The organism is Acidovorax sp. ACV01 (assembly GCF_014851495.1).
Taxonomy (GTDB): domain Bacteria; phylum Pseudomonadota; class Gammaproteobacteria; order Burkholderiales; family Burkholderiaceae_C; genus Acidovorax; species Acidovorax radicis.
Map to the genome: position 1 here is coordinate 196,844 of NZ_JACUZT010000002.1, position 13,397 is coordinate 210,240.

The window sequence follows — 13,397 nt, forward strand, 5'->3', positions numbered from 1 at the left end:
TCACACGGCAGACAAGGCGCGCCTGGGTGCAGGGCTACATTGCAACGATGAAAATCTTTCGCTCATATTCCGAAGTCAGCGCCTGCGTGGGCCAGGAGGTCGCCGTGACCGACTGGATCACCATCACGCAGGAACAGGTCAACCTGTTCGCCCAGGCCACGGGCGACCACCAGTGGATCCACGTGGACCCCGAGCGTGCCAAGGCCGGGCCGTTTGGCGCGCCGATTGCGCACGGGTTTCTCACGCTGTCGCTGATTCCGCAGTTCTTCGAGACGGGCTTGACCATCGAGGGCGCGCGCATGGGGGTGAACTACGGCCTCAACAAGGTGCGTTTCACGTCGCCGGTGCCGGTGGGCAGTCGGCTGCGTGCACGGCTGACCTTGCAGGCTGCCGAACCGATTGCGCCCGATGGCATGCAGATGACCTGGCTGGTGACGGTGGAACGCGAAGGCAGCGACAAGCCCGTGTGCGTGGCGGAATCGCTGGCGCGCAACTTCGGCGCCCCGGCGTAGCAGGACAACCCCCTGAGCGGCTGCGCCGCTCGGTGCCGCCGCCAGAGGCGACGGCTCTTCGGGCACGTCCATGCCTGCGCAGGCAGGCATGGAGCCGCGGCCCTCAGCCCCTTCTCTCGAATGGCTGCGACATTCGGGAAGGGGGACACCGCCAGCGCACGCAAGTGAAGCGCCGCTGCGCAGCGTGGGCGGCCCTTGCGCGGCGGTCGCTGGCCTGGATCGCGCGTGTTCCACGGACTGCGCTCTCGTTAGACGCTCGTGTTTTTAGGCAGGAGGCTTGAACCATGGACCGTCTGCAAGCCATGAAGATTTTCGAGCGTGTGGTGGAGGAGGGCGGCTTTGCCGCCGCCGCCCGCGCCATGGACATGTCGCCCCCTGTGGTCACCCGCATGGTGGCCGAGCTGGAGCAGCACCTGGGTACGCGGCTGCTACAACGCACCACCCGTAAGCTGGCGCTCACCGACGCGGGCGACGCCTACCTGCAGCGGGTGCGCACCATCCTGCACGAGATCGACGACGCCGAAGCGGCGGCGGCCGCCAACACGCGCGATCTGCGCGGCACCATCCGCATCGTTGCGGCGCCGGTGCTGGCCACCAATTTTCTGGCGCCCATGGTGGCGCTGTGGCACGCCGAGTTCCCCAAGCTGCTGCTCGATATTGACCTGGATGCCTATGCCTCGGCGCGGGTGGATGAGTACGACGTGACCATCATGGTGGCGGGCGAGGACTTCGACGCGAACATCGTTGCGCGTCCGCTGCTGCAGGGCGAGGCCATTGTGGTGGCGTCGCCCGACTACCTGGAGCGCAAGGGCATTCCGCGCGAGCCGCAGGACCTGCTGCAACACGACTACCTGCGCGATTCCGGCATGGCCGCCCGTTCCCAGACAGGGCCTGGTCGCAAGCTGCGCCTGCAATCCATCAACGGCAACCTGCCGGCCCAGGAAATCGACGTGCCGGCGGTGCTGCAGTCTGTCAGCACCGAACTGCTGCTGCGCGCGGCGGTGGACGGCGCAGGGGTGGCCGTGACTTCACGCCTCTTGGCGGAAGAGCATCTGGCCCGGGGGGAACTGGTGCACATCCTGCCCGCGTGGATCTTTTCGCGCTACACCATCTATGCCGCGTTGCCGTCAGGCCGCATGTTGCCCGCGCGCACGAAAGTGTTCCTGGACTTTCTCAGCGAACAGGTGCCTTTGGCCATGGCTGAACAGCGCGGGCAGGCCAGATAAACCGGGGCCACGGGCCAAGTGGCCTATCAACCCAGTTGGGCAAATCCGCTGATGATGGTGCCTTCCGGCTCCACGGTAATTTCGCCGTCGGGCATGGCAAAACTGTTCTGGCGCCAGGCCTCGAACACCGTCACGGCCACGGCGTTGGACAGGTTCAGGCTGCGCTGACCCGCCACCATGGGCAGCCGCAGGCGCTGCGCAGGTGGAAAACTCTCGCGCAACTCGGGCGGAAGCCCCCGCGTTTCGGCCCCAAACACCATCCAGTCGCCCGGCAGGAAGCAGGTGGAATGCACCGGCTGCGAGCCATGGGTGGTCATGGCGAACATGCGTGTCGGGTCAGGCTGGGCGTTGCGCAGGAAGGCCGTCCAGCCCGGGTGGACTTGAACTTGGGCGTACTCGTGGTAGTCGAGCCCTGCGCGCCGCATCTGGCGGTCTTCCATCGAGAACCCCAGGGGCTCGATCAGGTGCAGGGTGCATCCCGTGTTGGCCGCCAGGCGAATCACATTCCCGGTGTTGGGCGGGATCTCGGGTTCGACGAGGACGATATGGAACATGCCCACAATTGTCATCGCTCGGCGTGTGAGTTGAGCAACCGCTCGTAATCAAAAGTATCCCTTTGGTACTTTTCAATCCAGCCCCGTGCGCGCCAGGACGGCGGCGGTGACATGCGCCACGCCCGCCTCGCGCAGTGCCAGGGTGGCGGCCTGCAGCGTTGCGCCAGTGGTCATCACATCGTCAATCAGCACCACCCGCTGGCCGTGCAGGGCCGCAGCGCGGGCAGGCTCGACGGCGAAAGCGCCCCGCAGATTGCGCAGGCGTTGTGACCGCGGCAGGCTGCTTTGCGCCTCGGTGGCGTGCAGGCGCAGCAGGGTGCGGTGGTCGGCCTTGGGCCCCGCCAGGTGCCCTGCCAGCAGCGCCGACTGGTTGAAACCCCGCTCGCGCAGACGCTCTGTGGACAGGGGCACCGGCAGCACGCGGTCTGCGGTTTCCAGCGCCGGTTCCATCCAGGGCGTGCTGCGCATCAGCGTGGACAAGGCCCTGGCCCATCCTGGATCACCGCGAAACTTGAAGTGCGCCAGCGCATCGGCCCAGGGGTAGGCGTAGTCCACGGCGGCGATGCAGGCGTCGAAGCTGGGCGGGCTCTGGAGGCAGGCGCCACAAATGGCAACGCCCGGGGGCACCCGCAGGGCGCAGCGCTGGCAGCGCGTGGCGGGCTGGGCAAATCGCGCCACGCAGGCGTTGCAGACCCGCTGCGAGGGCCACGCGTGGCAAAAGGCGCACTGGCTGGGCACTTTGTCCGCCCAGGCGCGGAGATGGCGCGAAATCCCTGTCAAACCGGTAAGAGGCATGAATCAATATACTCGCGCGTCCTAGTGCCCTGCCATGTCCTCCGAGCGTCCTCCCACCATTGATCCCGTTGCTGCAGCCCGCTGGCATGCAGCGGCCCCCGCTGTGTCCCCCTGGCTCCATGAAGAAGTGGCCCGCCGCATGGAGGACCGCCTGCAGTGGATTCGCCAGGCCCCCGAGTCGTGGTGCCATTGGGACGCAGTGCGTGGAGGCCTGCAGGCGCATGCGCTGGTGAGCGCGCGCTATCCCAAGGCGCGCTGCCAGATCTACGAAACAGCCGTGCACTGTGAGGACACCGCCCGGCAGGCACTGGCCAAGCCCTGGTGGAGCCCTGCCCGCTGGAGTGCTGGCAACCCGCAGCTGGGGCTGCCTGTGGATGCCAGTGTGCAGATGCTTTGGGCCAACATGGCGCTGCACACGGCGGCCGACCCGCAGGCGTTGATCGCGCAGTGGCACCGTGCCCTGGCGGTAGATGGCTACCTGATGTTTTCCTGCCTGGGGCCCGATACGCTGCGTGAACTGCACGCGGTGTATGCCGAGCTGGGATGGCCCGCAGCTGGGCACGCCTTCACGGACATGCACGACTGGGGCGATATGTTGGTGCATGCGGGCTTTGCCGAACCGGTGATGGACATGGAGCGCATCACGCTCACCTTTGCCACACCCGAGCGGCTGGTTCAGGAGCTGCGCGAGCTGGGCTGCAACCTGCACCCTGATCGCTTTCCCTCATTGCGCGGCCGGCGCTGGCGCGAGAAGCTCTATCAGGCACTGTCGCTTCGGCTGGCAGATCCGCAGCAGGTAGGTCAGTTGGCACTGACTTTCGAAATCATTTATGGCCATGCCTTCAAGCCTGCACCGCGTGTGCGGGTGAGTTCCAGCAGTGCTGTGTCGCTGCAGGACATGCGCACCCTGTTGCGCCAGGGCGGCAAAGAGAACTAGCCTGTAACGGCGTGTCAATGACATGGAACAAGGCACGCTACAATTCCGGGTTATTGAGATTTTGGGCATCTTCCCGCGCAACTTTGCTGGCTGCGCCTGTCTTGCCAACGGCAGACGGGCACCACGGCTGGCAGTCTTGTGAGCACTTCCGGTGACGGGCTTGGTTTTTCGTTTTGCCACGGTGTCGGGTCAGCGCATTGACTGGCGTCTCGTTCGCAACTGTTCGGTCACGCCGGCGCAGTTGGGGTGGATGTATCTGTTCTTGTGTGTCGTGTCCCTGGGTATCGCAACATGCTTCTGGATACTCGGTGCTCGTCTGGTCATGCCTTTTGCGTGGCTTGAAATCGTGGCTGTAGGAGTTGCATTCGCCATGTACGGTCGCCATGCGGCGGATGGCGAGAGGATTTCCCTGCAGGGCTCACGCCTTGTGGTGGAACTGGAGACGGCAGGCAAACTGGAACGCGCCGAGTTTGATCGGACCTGGGTTCGCGTAGAGCCCAAGTCTGGAGACCGTTCGCTGATCATGCTGTCTGCGCAGGGCCGTACGGTGGAAGTGGGGCGCTACATGCGCCCCGAACTTCGACCGGCCCTGGCATCGGAGATCCGCATGGCCTTGCGTGCCGCCTGACCCCACGCAGGCGCGCGAAAGGGATTGGTTAAATTGAGGCTTAGAAGTAAGTGAGAACTATGAAGAGCATTTCCAACAAGCTGGCTTCTCTGCTGCTGATTGCCGGTGCATGGGTGGGCTCCGCAGCCCATGCCGTTCAGGACCTTCCTGGCGGCCCTGCAGTCAACCAGCTGAATCTGGCACCTCCCGTCACCAAGATCGCAGAAGAGCAACATTTTCTGCACTGGATGATGATGGTCATCTGCACGGTGATCTTTGTTGCAGTGTTCTCCGTGATGTTCTACTCGATTTGGAAACATCGCCGCTCCAAGGGCGCCAAGTCGGCCAATTTCCATGAGTCGGTGACGGTGGAAGTGGTCTGGACGATTATTCCGTTCATCATCGTGATCGTGATGGCTTTGCCCGCGACCAAGGTGCTGGTGGCCCAGAAGGACACCACCAATGCGGACCTCACCATCAAGACCACGGGATACCAGTGGAAGTGGGGCTATGACTACATCACCGGCGAAGGCGAGGGCCTGGCCTTCATTTCCACCCTGGACAGCAGCCACCGCGTGATGTCCGACAGCGGCAACGTCAAGGACGCTCCCGCCAACTACCTGCTCAAGGTGGACAACCCGATGGTGGTGCCGGTCAACAAGAAGATCCGCATCATCACCACCGCCAACGACGTGATCCACGCCTTCATGGTGCCGGCCTTCGGCATCAAGCAGGATGCGATCCCCGGATTTGTGCGCGACACCTGGTTCCGTGCTGAGAAGATCGGCGACTACTATGGCCAGTGCGCCGAGTTGTGCGGCAAGGAACACGCCTACATGCCCATCCACGTGAAGGTCGTGTCCGCTGAGGATTACACCGCCTGGGTGGCCGACCAGAAGAAGAAGGCTGCGGCCAAGCTGGATGACCCCACCAAGGTCTGGGCGCTGGACGACATCACGAAGCGTGGCGAAAAGGTCTATGCCGCCAACTGTGCGGCCTGCCACCAGGCCAATGGCAAGGGCGCGGGCCCCATCAAGCCCCTGGATGGTTCAGCCATCGTGCTGGATGCGGACCATGCCAAACAGATCCAGGTCCTGCTCAAAGGTGCAGCCAATGGCGCGATGCCTGCCTGGGCCCAGCTGAGCGATACCGATATCGCTGCAGTGGTGAGCTACACGAAGAACTCCTGGTCGAACAAGACCGGCCAGCTGGTGCAGCCTGCTGAAATCGTGGCCCAGCGTGGCAAGTAATCACCGCCCTATCGTATTGAGGAATCCAAAATGAGCGCAGTTCTCGACAACCACGGGCACGCGGGCGATCACGCACACGACGGCCACGATCACCACCACGGCCCTACTGGCTGGCGTCGCTGGGTGTTTGCCACCAATCACAAAGACATCGGTACGCTGTACCTGCTGTTCGCCTTCGCCATGCTGATGGTCGGCGGCGTGCTGGCCCTGCTGATCCGCGCCGAGCTGTTCCAGCCCGGCCTGCAGCTGGTCAACCCCGAGCTGTTCAACCAGCTGACCACCATGCACGGCCTGATCATGGTGTTCGGCGCCATCATGCCGGCCTTCGTGGGCTTTGCGAACTGGATGATCCCGCTGCAGATTGGCGCCTCCGACATGGCTTTTGCGCGCATGAACAACTTCAGCTTCTGGCTGATGATTCCTGCGGCGATCATGCTTGTGACGTCGTTCTTCATGCCCGGTGGCGCACCCGCTGCTGGCTGGACGCTGTACGCACCGCTCACGCTGCAGATGGGCCCCTCGATGGACGCCGGCATTTTTGCCATGCACATCCTGGGTGCGAGTTCCATCATGGGCTCGATCAACATCATCGTGACCATCCTCAACATGCGCGCCCCCGGGATGACGCTGATGAAGATGCCCATGTTCGCCTGGACCTGGCTCATCACCGCCTACCTGCTGATCGCCGTGATGCCCGTGCTGGCTGGCGCCATCACCATGACGCTGACGGACCGCCACTTCGGCACCAGCTTCTTCAACCCCGCCGGCGGCGGTGACCCAGTGATGTACCAGCACATCTTCTGGTTCTTCGGCCACCCCGAGGTGTACATCATGATCTTGCCGGCCTTCGGCATCATCAGCCAGATCGTGCCCGCCTTTGCACGTAAGAAGCTGTTCGGCTATGCCTCCATGGTGTATGCGACCTCGTCCATCGCCATCCTGTCGTTCATCGTGTGGGCCCACCACATGTTCACGACCGGCATGCCCGTCACCGGCCAGCTGTTCTTCATGTACGCCACCATGCTGATCTCTGTGCCCACGGCCGTGAAGATCTTCAACTGGATCGCCACCATGTGGCGCGGCTCCATGACGTTTGAAACCCCCATGCTGTTTGCCGTGGGCTTCATCTTCGTGTTCACCATGGGTGGCTTCACCGGCCTGATCCTGGCCATGGCGCCCATCGACATCCAGCTGCAGGACACTTACTACGTGGTGGCCCACTTCCACTATGTGCTGGTGGCTGGTTCGCTGTTCTCGATGTTTGCCGGCGTGTATTACTGGCTGCCCAAGTGGACCGGTGTGATGTACTCTGAGACGCGTGGTCAGATCCACTTCTGGTCGTCGCTGATCTTCTTCAACATCACCTTCTTCCCGATGCATTTTCTGGGTCTGGCTGGCATGCCCCGCCGCTATGCCGACTACCCCATGCAGTTCGCCGACTTCAACGCCATCGCGTCTGTCGGAGCATTTGGTTTCGGCCTGGCACAGGTGTACTTCTTCCTGGCCGTGGTGGTGCCTGCCATGCGTGGCAAGGGTGAAAAAGCTGCTGCCAAGCCGTGGGATGGCGCCGAAGGCCTGGAATGGGAAGTCCCATCGCCAGCACCGTTCCACACGTTTGAAAACCCACCCAAGCTGGACGCTACGGCAACCCGCGTGATTGGCTGAAGACCATGCCCGTGACACCCGAACAGAAAAAGAGCAACCTGCGGATGGCGCTGATCCTGGCGTCCGTGGCGGTTGTTTTCTTTGTCGGGTTCATGGTCAAGGTGGTTCTGCTGTCCCGCTGAACCGGCAACCTCCATGAGCCTGCACCGCGAAAACGCCAAGATGGTCGGCAAGCTGGTCGTGATTGCGGCCGGCATGTTCGCTTTCGGCTATGTGCTGATCCCTATCTACAAGCACATTTGCGAGATGACGGGCATCAACATCCTGTCGCTCTCTGAGCGGCAGGTGCCGGGCAATGGCGTGGCGGGCAAGGATGTCAAGGTGCCCGCGAATACGCAGGTGGACAAGACCCGCACGATCACGGTCGAGTTTGATGCCAACGCGCGCGGCCCCTGGGATTTCAAGCCTGCCCAGCGCTCGGTGAAGGTGCATCCGGGCGAGCTGACCACGGTGATGTACGAGTTTCAGAACATCCAGAACCGTCGCATGGCTGCGCAGGCCATCCCCAGTTACGCACCGCGCCAGGCCGCTGCGCACTTCAACAAGCTGGAGTGTTTCTGCTTTAACCAGTACACGCTGGAGCCCGGCGAGAAAAAAGAATGGCCGGTGGCGTTTGTGATTGATCCACGTATCTCCAAGGACGTGACGACCATCACCTTGTCCTATACGTTCTTTGAAGTGGGTGGCAAGACGCCTGCGGCCCCGGAATCCACTGCCGCCCTGGACTTGGCTGTGCCTGCCATCATCCCCACAGTGGCAGGAGCGGGCTCATGAATGCCCCATTGGACCAGCCCGTGGTGAAGCCGCATGAACGCAAGGGATCTTTGCTGCGCACGGTGCGTGCGGTGGCTTGGTCGCTGATTGGCTTGCGCAAGGGCAGCGAGTACCAGCAGGATGTCGAAAAACTCAATCCACTGCACATCATCGTGGTGGGATTGGTGGCGGTTTTTCTGCTGGTCATCGGCCTGATCGGGCTGGTGAACTGGATTGTGTGAGTGTGTGCTGGTTGGTACGAACAAATACTGAAAACAAAGATTTTGAGAGTCAGGAGCTGAAATGAGTGCATCAACCCACGGCGGAACCCCGTACTACTATGTACCCGCAGAGTCGCGTCACCCGGTGATGGCGGCGGCCGGTCTGTTCTTTGTCATTCTGGGCGCAGGCCAGTGGATCAATGGCCACGACTGGGGCAAGTATTCGCTGGCCTTGGGCCTGGTATGGTGGTTGTTCACGCTGTACCAATGGTTCGGTGATGCCATCCGCGAGAGCCAGGGTGGCCTCTATGGTCACAAGATCGATCTGTCCTACCGCTGGAGCATGAGCTGGTTCATCTTCTCGGAAGTGATGTTCTTTGGCGCGTTCTTTACGGCTCTTTGGTGGGCGCGTTCGCATTCTGTGCCTGCCCTGGGCAGCCTGGACAACGCATTGCTGTGGCCCAATTTCAAGGCAGTCTGGCCCAGCCTCGCCGCCGGGGTGACCGCTTCACCCGCTGGCATCGTCGAACCCTTCCAGACGGTGGGCCCTTTCTGGTTGCCCACCATCAACACGGCGCTGCTGCTGACCTCGGGTGTGACGCTGACCATCGCCCACCATGCACTGCGCGAAAACCATCGCGGCAAGACGATCGGCTTCATGTGGGCCACGGTGCTGCTGGGTTTTGTCTTCCTGCTGGTGCAAGGGTACGAGTACTACCACCTCTACACCGATCTGAACCTCAAGCTCAATTCGGGCGTGTTCGGTTCGACGTTCTTCATGTTGACCGGATTCCACGGGTTCCACGTGTTCCTGGGCATGTTGATGCTGCTGGTGATTACCCTGCGCCTGCAAAAGGGCCACTTCACAGCGGACAAACATTTCGGTTTTGAAGGTGCTGCCTGGTACTGGCACTTTGTGGACGTAGTCTGGCTGGGCCTGTACGTGCTGGTTTACTGGATGTAAAGAGCGACTGCCGCCCACAAAAAAAGCGCCTCGCGGCGCTTTTTTTGTGGGCAAGCAGACCTCCACACCAAACGTAGGCGCCTCGCCGGAGGCGGGCGGTTGCCCGGTTGCGCCGGGGTGAGACTAGCGGGTCGTTGCTGGCAGGCCGGTGGGCTGGATGTAGCCCAGCTGCCAGGCCACCAGAATACATAGGAAGAGCACGATGGAGATACCTACCCGCACCGCAAGCGCCTTGGCCATGTGGTTGCTCTTCGATCTGTCATCGCGCCCGTTGCGCATCATGAAGAACAAGGCAGATGCCAAGCTGGCCAGAATGGCGATGAACGCCACCACTACGAGGTATTTCATGGGGGACATTATCCAGTGACAGCTTTTCGCCGTCCTCTGGGCCTGCGTTTCTGGCTGATTGCCCTTGTGGCCATTGCGGGCATGCTGGTCACGGCCTCGCTCGGCCGCTGGCAGCTGTCGCGCGCAGCAGAAAAAGAAGGGCTGCAGGCCGTTCTGGACGAGCGTGGCCGCATGCCGGCCGTCGACAGCCGCACTTTGTTGGCAGGGGCGGCTGGTTCTTCGCAGGACGCAGCTTCGCTGGTGCACCGCACCGTGGTTCTGGAGGGCCATTGGCTGGCAGAGCACACCGTGTACCTCGACAATCGTCAAATGCGCGGGCGCCCGGGGTTCTTTGTAGTGACCCCGCTGCAGCTGGCTGGGCCAGGCGGTGCAGTGGTGCTGGTGCAGCGTGGCTGGGCCGCGCGCAACTTCCAGGACCGCCAGCAATTGCCGCAGGTGCAGACGCCGCAGGATGCAATGGTGCGGGTACAGGGCCGCGTCGCGCCCGCGCCTTCACGCCTGTATGAGTTCCAAGGCGCCGACAGTGCACAGGGGTCTTCCCGCATCCGGCAAAATCTCGACCTGGCAGCGTTCCGCACCGAAACCGGTCTTGCGCTCGCCAACCTCACGGTGTTGCAGACGGGCGAAGCAGGCGAGGGGCTGCAACGCGACTGGCCCGTGGTCGGCGCGGGCGTCGACAAGCATTACGGTTACGCATTTCAATGGTTCGGGCTCTGCGGCCTGATTGCACTTCTCTATGTCTGGTTCCAAATCGTCCGACGCTTCATTCGCCCGCGCAGCCAGCCTGCCGCCTGAGGCCCATGGGGACCACCCTCTGGGCCTTACCGTGCACACGCTGCCCCCGGCAGACGGCGCCGTGGCCACGGCCCAGCGTGCCCGCCATGGGCGATGGAAGATGTTCGGCGTCCTGCTCATCTGCGCGGCCCCGGTCATCGCCTCGTATTTCACCTACTACGTGGTTCGCCCCGAGGGCCGCCGCAACTACGGCGAACTGATCGACCCGCAGCGCACCATGCCGCAGGTCGACGCCACGTCGCTGGACGGCAATGCCGTTTCGCTGGCGTCTCTGAAGGGGCAGTGGCTCCTGGTCAGCGTGGCGGGCGGTGCCTGCGACGCGGACTGCCAGAAGCACCTGTACCTGCAGCGCCAGCTGCGCGAAAGCCTGGGCAAGGAAAAAGACCGGGTGGACTGGGTCTGGCTGGTGAATGATGCCGCCAGCGTGCCCGCAGAGCTCGCGCCCGCCCTGCAGAAGGCGACGGTGCTGCGGGTGGACGGCGCCGCGCTGGGCGCCTGGCTGGCCCCCGCCGAAGGCCATCGGCCCGCCGAGCACCTGTATGTCGTGGACCCGATGGGCAACTGGATGATGCGGTTTCCTGCGGCGATGGACACGGCCGGCGCGGCCAAGGCCAAGCGGGATCTTGAACGCCTGTTGCGCGCGTCGTCTTCCTGGGATGAATCCGGACGCCCCGGAAAGCCGTGATGGACGCCCAGCCGCTCTACGATCTGGCGCCCATCGCCCGGCTCATGCTGCTGGGCGTGCTGATAGCGCTCGGCCCCCTGGCCTGGGTCGGCCTGCGCAACCGTGGCAGCTCTCCCGTGCGGCGCCTGCAGGCGCTGACCGTGCTCACCCTGTTCCTGACCTTTGACCTGGTGCTGTTCGGCGCCTTCACGCGCCTGACCGATTCGGGCCTGGGCTGTCCTGACTGGCCCGGCTGCTACGGCAGCGCCAGCCCCGTGGGCGCGCACACCGAGATCTCCGCCGCCCAGCAGGCCATGCCCACCGGCCCCGTGACCCATGGCAAGGCCTGGGTCGAGATGATCCACCGCTACCTGGCCACCGGTGTGGGCGTGCTCATCATCGTGCTCACCGTGTCAGCCTGGGTGCAGCACCGCAAGGCCCGGCATGGTGGGGGTGAACCTCCCCCCATCAGCCCGTGGTGGCCCACGTTCACGTTGTTCTGGGTGTGCCTGCAGGGCGCGTTCGGGGCGCTGACGGTAACGATGAAGCTGTTTCCCGCCATCGTCACGCTGCACCTCATTGGCGGGCTGGTGCTGCTGGCGCTGTTGTGTGTGCAGGCTGTGCGCCAAACCCAGGGTGCGCAAGGCAAGGCGCCCGTGCTTATTTCCGCAGGGCTGCGCTGGGGGCTGGTGATGACCGGCGTGCTCGTGGCCCTGCAAGTGGTGCTGGGCGGCTGGGTCAGCACCAACTATGCGGTGCTGGCCTGCACCACCTTTCCCACTTGCCAGGGCAGCTGGTGGCCAGCCATGGACTTTGGCCAGGGCTTTCAGATCTGGCGTGCGCTGGGCTTGCTGCAGGACGGCAGCCACATCAGTTTTGCCGGGCTCACGGCCATCCATTACGTGCATCGCTTGATGGCTTACGTGGTCCTCGCTGCTCTGGGCTTGGTGTGCTGGCGACTTCGCCAAGCCGGTGTACTGCCGGTTCAGGCCCGTTGGCTCGCCGGGCTGGCGCTGCTGCAATTGGCCACCGGCCTGTCCAATGTGGTTCTGGACTGGCCGCTGCTGGCTGCCGTGCTGCATACCGGAGGTGCCGCGGCGCTGGTGGTGGTGTTGACCTGGGCCTTGGTGTCCAGCCGCGCGGCGTCCGCGCTGCAAGAGTTTTCCGCGCCCTCGGGCGCATCGAGAGTGTCCGCATGAGTGTTGCTGCCCCTGCCGTTGTTTCCCCGCCTTCGCGCCTGTCGCAGTTCTATGCGCTGACCAAACCCCGTGTGGTCCAGCTCATCGTGTTTTGTGCGCTCATCGGCATGGTGCTGGCCGTGCCGGGGCTTCCGTCGGCCTCGCAACTCGGCCTGATGGCGGTGGCCTGTGCCGGTGTGTGGCTGGTTGCGGGGGCTGCAGCCGCTTTCAACTGCATCGTGGAACAGGGCATCGACGCCAAGATGAAGCGCACTGCCTGGCGTCCCACGGCCAAGGGCCAGTTGTCCAACGCCCAGACGCTTCTGTTTTCTGCCGTGCTGTGCACCGCAGGCTCTGCGCTGCTGTATTTCTGGGTAAATCCCCTGACGATGTGGCTCACGTTTGCGACCTTCGTGGGCTATGCGGTCATCTACACGGTGATCCTCAAGCCCCTCACCCCGCAGAACATCGTGATCGGCGGTGCATCGGGCGCCATGCCTCCCGTGCTGGGATGGGCCGCCATGACCAACGATGTCGGCCCCGAAGCGCTCATCCTGTTTCTCATCATCTTCCTGTGGACGCCCCCTCACTTCTGGGCGCTGGCCCTGTACCGGGTGGAGGACTACCGCAAGTCTGGCTTGCCCATGCTGCCGGTGACCCATGGCAACGAGTTCACCCGCCTGCAGGTGTTTTTGTACACCCTGATCCTGTTTGCCGGGTGCCTGATGCCCTTCGTCTATGGCATGAGCTCGTGGATCTACCTGGTCGCCGCCGTGGTTCTGAGCGCTGGCTTCTGTGGCTACGGCTTTGCCCTGTGGCGCAACTATTCGGACGCGCTCGCGCGCAAGACCTTCCGCTTCTCCCTCATCCACCTGAGCGCCTTGTTTGCCGCCCTTTTGGTGGACCACTACGTGCTGTGAATATCGCC

The 13,397-nt window shown here is 63.4% G+C and carries 17 protein-coding genes; 14 read left to right on the forward strand and 3 right to left on the reverse strand.

Going from position 1 to position 13,397, the window contains the following annotated elements; translation table 11 throughout:
* Positions 1-47 precede the first annotated feature (47 nt).
* The gene (locus tag IB243_RS05445; protein WP_057226349.1) at positions 48-512 is read left to right on the forward strand and encodes a MaoC family dehydratase; all 465 of its coding nucleotides are present in this window, start codon (positions 48-50) and stop codon (positions 510-512) included.
* A 284-nt stretch (positions 513-796) separates the two neighbouring features.
* Positions 797-1,738: a LysR family transcriptional regulator gene (locus IB243_RS05450; RefSeq protein ID WP_010459335.1), complete on the forward strand. Its 942-nt coding sequence runs from the start codon at positions 797-799 to the stop codon at positions 1,736-1,738.
* A 26-nt stretch (positions 1,739-1,764) separates the two neighbouring features.
* Here IB243_RS05450 and IB243_RS05455 read toward each other — a convergent pair whose 3' ends face one another.
* On the reverse strand, positions 1,765-2,292 hold the full coding sequence (locus tag IB243_RS05455; protein WP_010459333.1) for a tRNA (cytidine(34)-2'-O)-methyltransferase: 528 nt from the start codon (positions 2,290-2,292) through the stop codon (positions 1,765-1,767).
* Positions 2,293-2,364: 72 nt separating this feature from the next.
* Positions 2,365-3,087, reverse strand: a complete 723-nt coding sequence (locus tag IB243_RS05460; RefSeq protein ID WP_029413224.1) for a ComF family protein — start codon at positions 3,085-3,087, stop codon at positions 2,365-2,367.
* A 34-nt stretch (positions 3,088-3,121) separates the two neighbouring features.
* Here IB243_RS05460 and IB243_RS05465 point away from each other — a divergent pair, with 34 nt between their 5' ends.
* The 8 genes from IB243_RS05465 to IB243_RS05495 all read left to right on the forward strand — a co-directional run bounded on the left by IB243_RS05465 (position 3,122) and on the right by IB243_RS05495 (position 9,484).
* Positions 3,122-4,024: a class I SAM-dependent methyltransferase gene (locus tag IB243_RS05465; RefSeq protein WP_192425619.1), complete on the forward strand. Its 903-nt coding sequence runs from the start codon at positions 3,122-3,124 to the stop codon at positions 4,022-4,024.
* Positions 4,025-4,175: 151 nt separating this feature from the next.
* On the forward strand, positions 4,176-4,652 hold the full coding sequence (locus tag IB243_RS05470; RefSeq protein WP_192425621.1) for a DUF2244 domain-containing protein: 477 nt from the start codon (positions 4,176-4,178) through the stop codon (positions 4,650-4,652).
* Positions 4,653-4,711: 59 nt separating this feature from the next.
* Positions 4,712-5,881, forward strand: a complete 1,170-nt coding sequence (gene coxB / locus IB243_RS05475) for a cytochrome c oxidase subunit II (protein ID WP_010459324.1) — start codon at positions 4,712-4,714, stop codon at positions 5,879-5,881.
* Positions 5,882-5,911: 30 nt separating this feature from the next.
* Entirely contained in the window at positions 5,912-7,546 is a 1,635-nt protein-coding gene (gene ctaD / locus IB243_RS05480) for a cytochrome c oxidase subunit I (protein ID WP_029413216.1), read from the forward strand.
* Positions 7,547-7,551: 5 nt separating this feature from the next.
* Positions 7,552-7,668: a cytochrome oxidase small assembly protein gene (locus IB243_RS27085; RefSeq protein WP_010459319.1), complete on the forward strand. Its 117-nt coding sequence runs from the start codon at positions 7,552-7,554 to the stop codon at positions 7,666-7,668.
* Positions 7,669-7,681: 13 nt separating this feature from the next.
* A complete protein-coding gene (locus tag IB243_RS05485) occupies positions 7,682-8,320 on the forward strand; it encodes a cytochrome c oxidase assembly protein (RefSeq protein WP_010459318.1) in 639 nt (212 codons plus the stop codon).
* Positions 8,317-8,541 carry a DUF2970 domain-containing protein gene (locus tag IB243_RS05490; protein WP_057226359.1) on the forward strand — a complete coding sequence of 75 codons (225 nt, stop codon included), beginning with the start codon at positions 8,317-8,319 and terminating at the stop codon, positions 8,539-8,541. Before IB243_RS05485 ends, IB243_RS05490 begins: the two co-directional genes overlap by 4 nt.
* Before the next feature lie 61 nt (positions 8,542-8,602).
* Complete coding sequence (locus tag IB243_RS05495) at positions 8,603-9,484, forward strand: cytochrome c oxidase subunit 3 (protein WP_057226361.1); 882 nt, start codon at positions 8,603-8,605, stop codon at positions 9,482-9,484.
* Between the two features lie 123 nt (positions 9,485-9,607).
* Here IB243_RS05495 and IB243_RS05500 read toward each other — a convergent pair whose 3' ends face one another.
* On the reverse strand, positions 9,608-9,832 hold the full coding sequence (locus IB243_RS05500; protein ID WP_192425622.1) for a twin transmembrane helix small protein: 225 nt from the start codon (positions 9,830-9,832) through the stop codon (positions 9,608-9,610).
* Positions 9,833-9,847: 15 nt separating this feature from the next.
* Between IB243_RS05500 and IB243_RS05505 the strand changes: the two genes are divergently transcribed.
* Genes IB243_RS05505 through cyoE form a run of 4 tightly spaced genes read left to right on the forward strand, consistent with a single transcriptional unit; the run spans position 9,848 to position 13,389 of the window.
* On the forward strand, positions 9,848-10,627 hold the full coding sequence (locus IB243_RS05505) for an SURF1 family protein (protein ID WP_192425624.1): 780 nt from the start codon (positions 9,848-9,850) through the stop codon (positions 10,625-10,627).
* A complete protein-coding gene (locus IB243_RS05510) occupies positions 10,569-11,312 on the forward strand; it encodes a hypothetical protein (protein ID WP_192425626.1) in 744 nt (247 codons plus the stop codon). Before IB243_RS05505 ends, IB243_RS05510 begins: the two co-directional genes overlap by 59 nt.
* Positions 11,312-12,490 carry a heme A synthase gene (locus tag IB243_RS05515; protein WP_192425628.1) on the forward strand — a complete coding sequence of 393 codons (1,179 nt, stop codon included), beginning with the start codon at positions 11,312-11,314 and terminating at the stop codon, positions 12,488-12,490. The genes IB243_RS05510 and IB243_RS05515 overlap by 1 nt, the downstream gene beginning before the upstream one ends.
* Positions 12,487-13,389, forward strand: coding sequence for a heme o synthase (gene cyoE / locus IB243_RS05520; RefSeq protein WP_010458098.1), 903 nt, complete (start codon positions 12,487-12,489; stop codon positions 13,387-13,389). Before IB243_RS05515 ends, cyoE begins: the two co-directional genes overlap by 4 nt.
* Positions 13,390-13,397: the final 8 nt, after the last annotated feature.

Bases quoted from the DNA above. Each gene is read 5' to 3' on its own strand.
- IB243_RS05445 (WP_057226349.1), top strand. From the start codon at position 48: ATGAAAATCTTTCGCTCATATTCCGAAGTCAGCGCCTGCGTGGGCCAG.
- IB243_RS05450 (WP_010459335.1), top strand. From the start codon at position 797: ATGGACCGTCTGCAAGCCATGAAGATTTTCGAGCGTGTGGTGGAGGAG.
- IB243_RS05455 (WP_010459333.1), bottom strand. From the start codon at position 2,292: ATGTTCCATATCGTCCTCGTCGAACCCGAGATCCCGCCCAACACCGGG.
- IB243_RS05460 (WP_029413224.1), bottom strand. From the start codon at position 3,087: ATGCCTCTTACCGGTTTGACAGGGATTTCGCGCCATCTCCGCGCCTGG.
- IB243_RS05465 (WP_192425619.1), top strand. From the start codon at position 3,122: ATGTCCTCCGAGCGTCCTCCCACCATTGATCCCGTTGCTGCAGCCCGC.
- coxB (WP_010459324.1), top strand. From the start codon at position 4,712: ATGAAGAGCATTTCCAACAAGCTGGCTTCTCTGCTGCTGATTGCCGGT.
- ctaD (WP_029413216.1), top strand. From the start codon at position 5,912: ATGAGCGCAGTTCTCGACAACCACGGGCACGCGGGCGATCACGCACAC.
- IB243_RS27085 (WP_010459319.1), top strand. From the start codon at position 7,552: ATGCCCGTGACACCCGAACAGAAAAAGAGCAACCTGCGGATGGCGCTG.
- IB243_RS05485 (WP_010459318.1), top strand. From the start codon at position 7,682: ATGAGCCTGCACCGCGAAAACGCCAAGATGGTCGGCAAGCTGGTCGTG.
- IB243_RS05490 (WP_057226359.1), top strand. From the start codon at position 8,317: ATGAATGCCCCATTGGACCAGCCCGTGGTGAAGCCGCATGAACGCAAG.
- IB243_RS05495 (WP_057226361.1), top strand. From the start codon at position 8,603: ATGAGTGCATCAACCCACGGCGGAACCCCGTACTACTATGTACCCGCA.
- IB243_RS05500 (WP_192425622.1), bottom strand. From the start codon at position 9,832: ATGAAATACCTCGTAGTGGTGGCGTTCATCGCCATTCTGGCCAGCTTG.
- IB243_RS05510 (WP_192425626.1), top strand. From the start codon at position 10,569: ATGTCTGGTTCCAAATCGTCCGACGCTTCATTCGCCCGCGCAGCCAGC.
- IB243_RS05515 (WP_192425628.1), top strand. From the start codon at position 11,312: ATGGACGCCCAGCCGCTCTACGATCTGGCGCCCATCGCCCGGCTCATG.
- cyoE (WP_010458098.1), top strand. From the start codon at position 12,487: ATGAGTGTTGCTGCCCCTGCCGTTGTTTCCCCGCCTTCGCGCCTGTCG.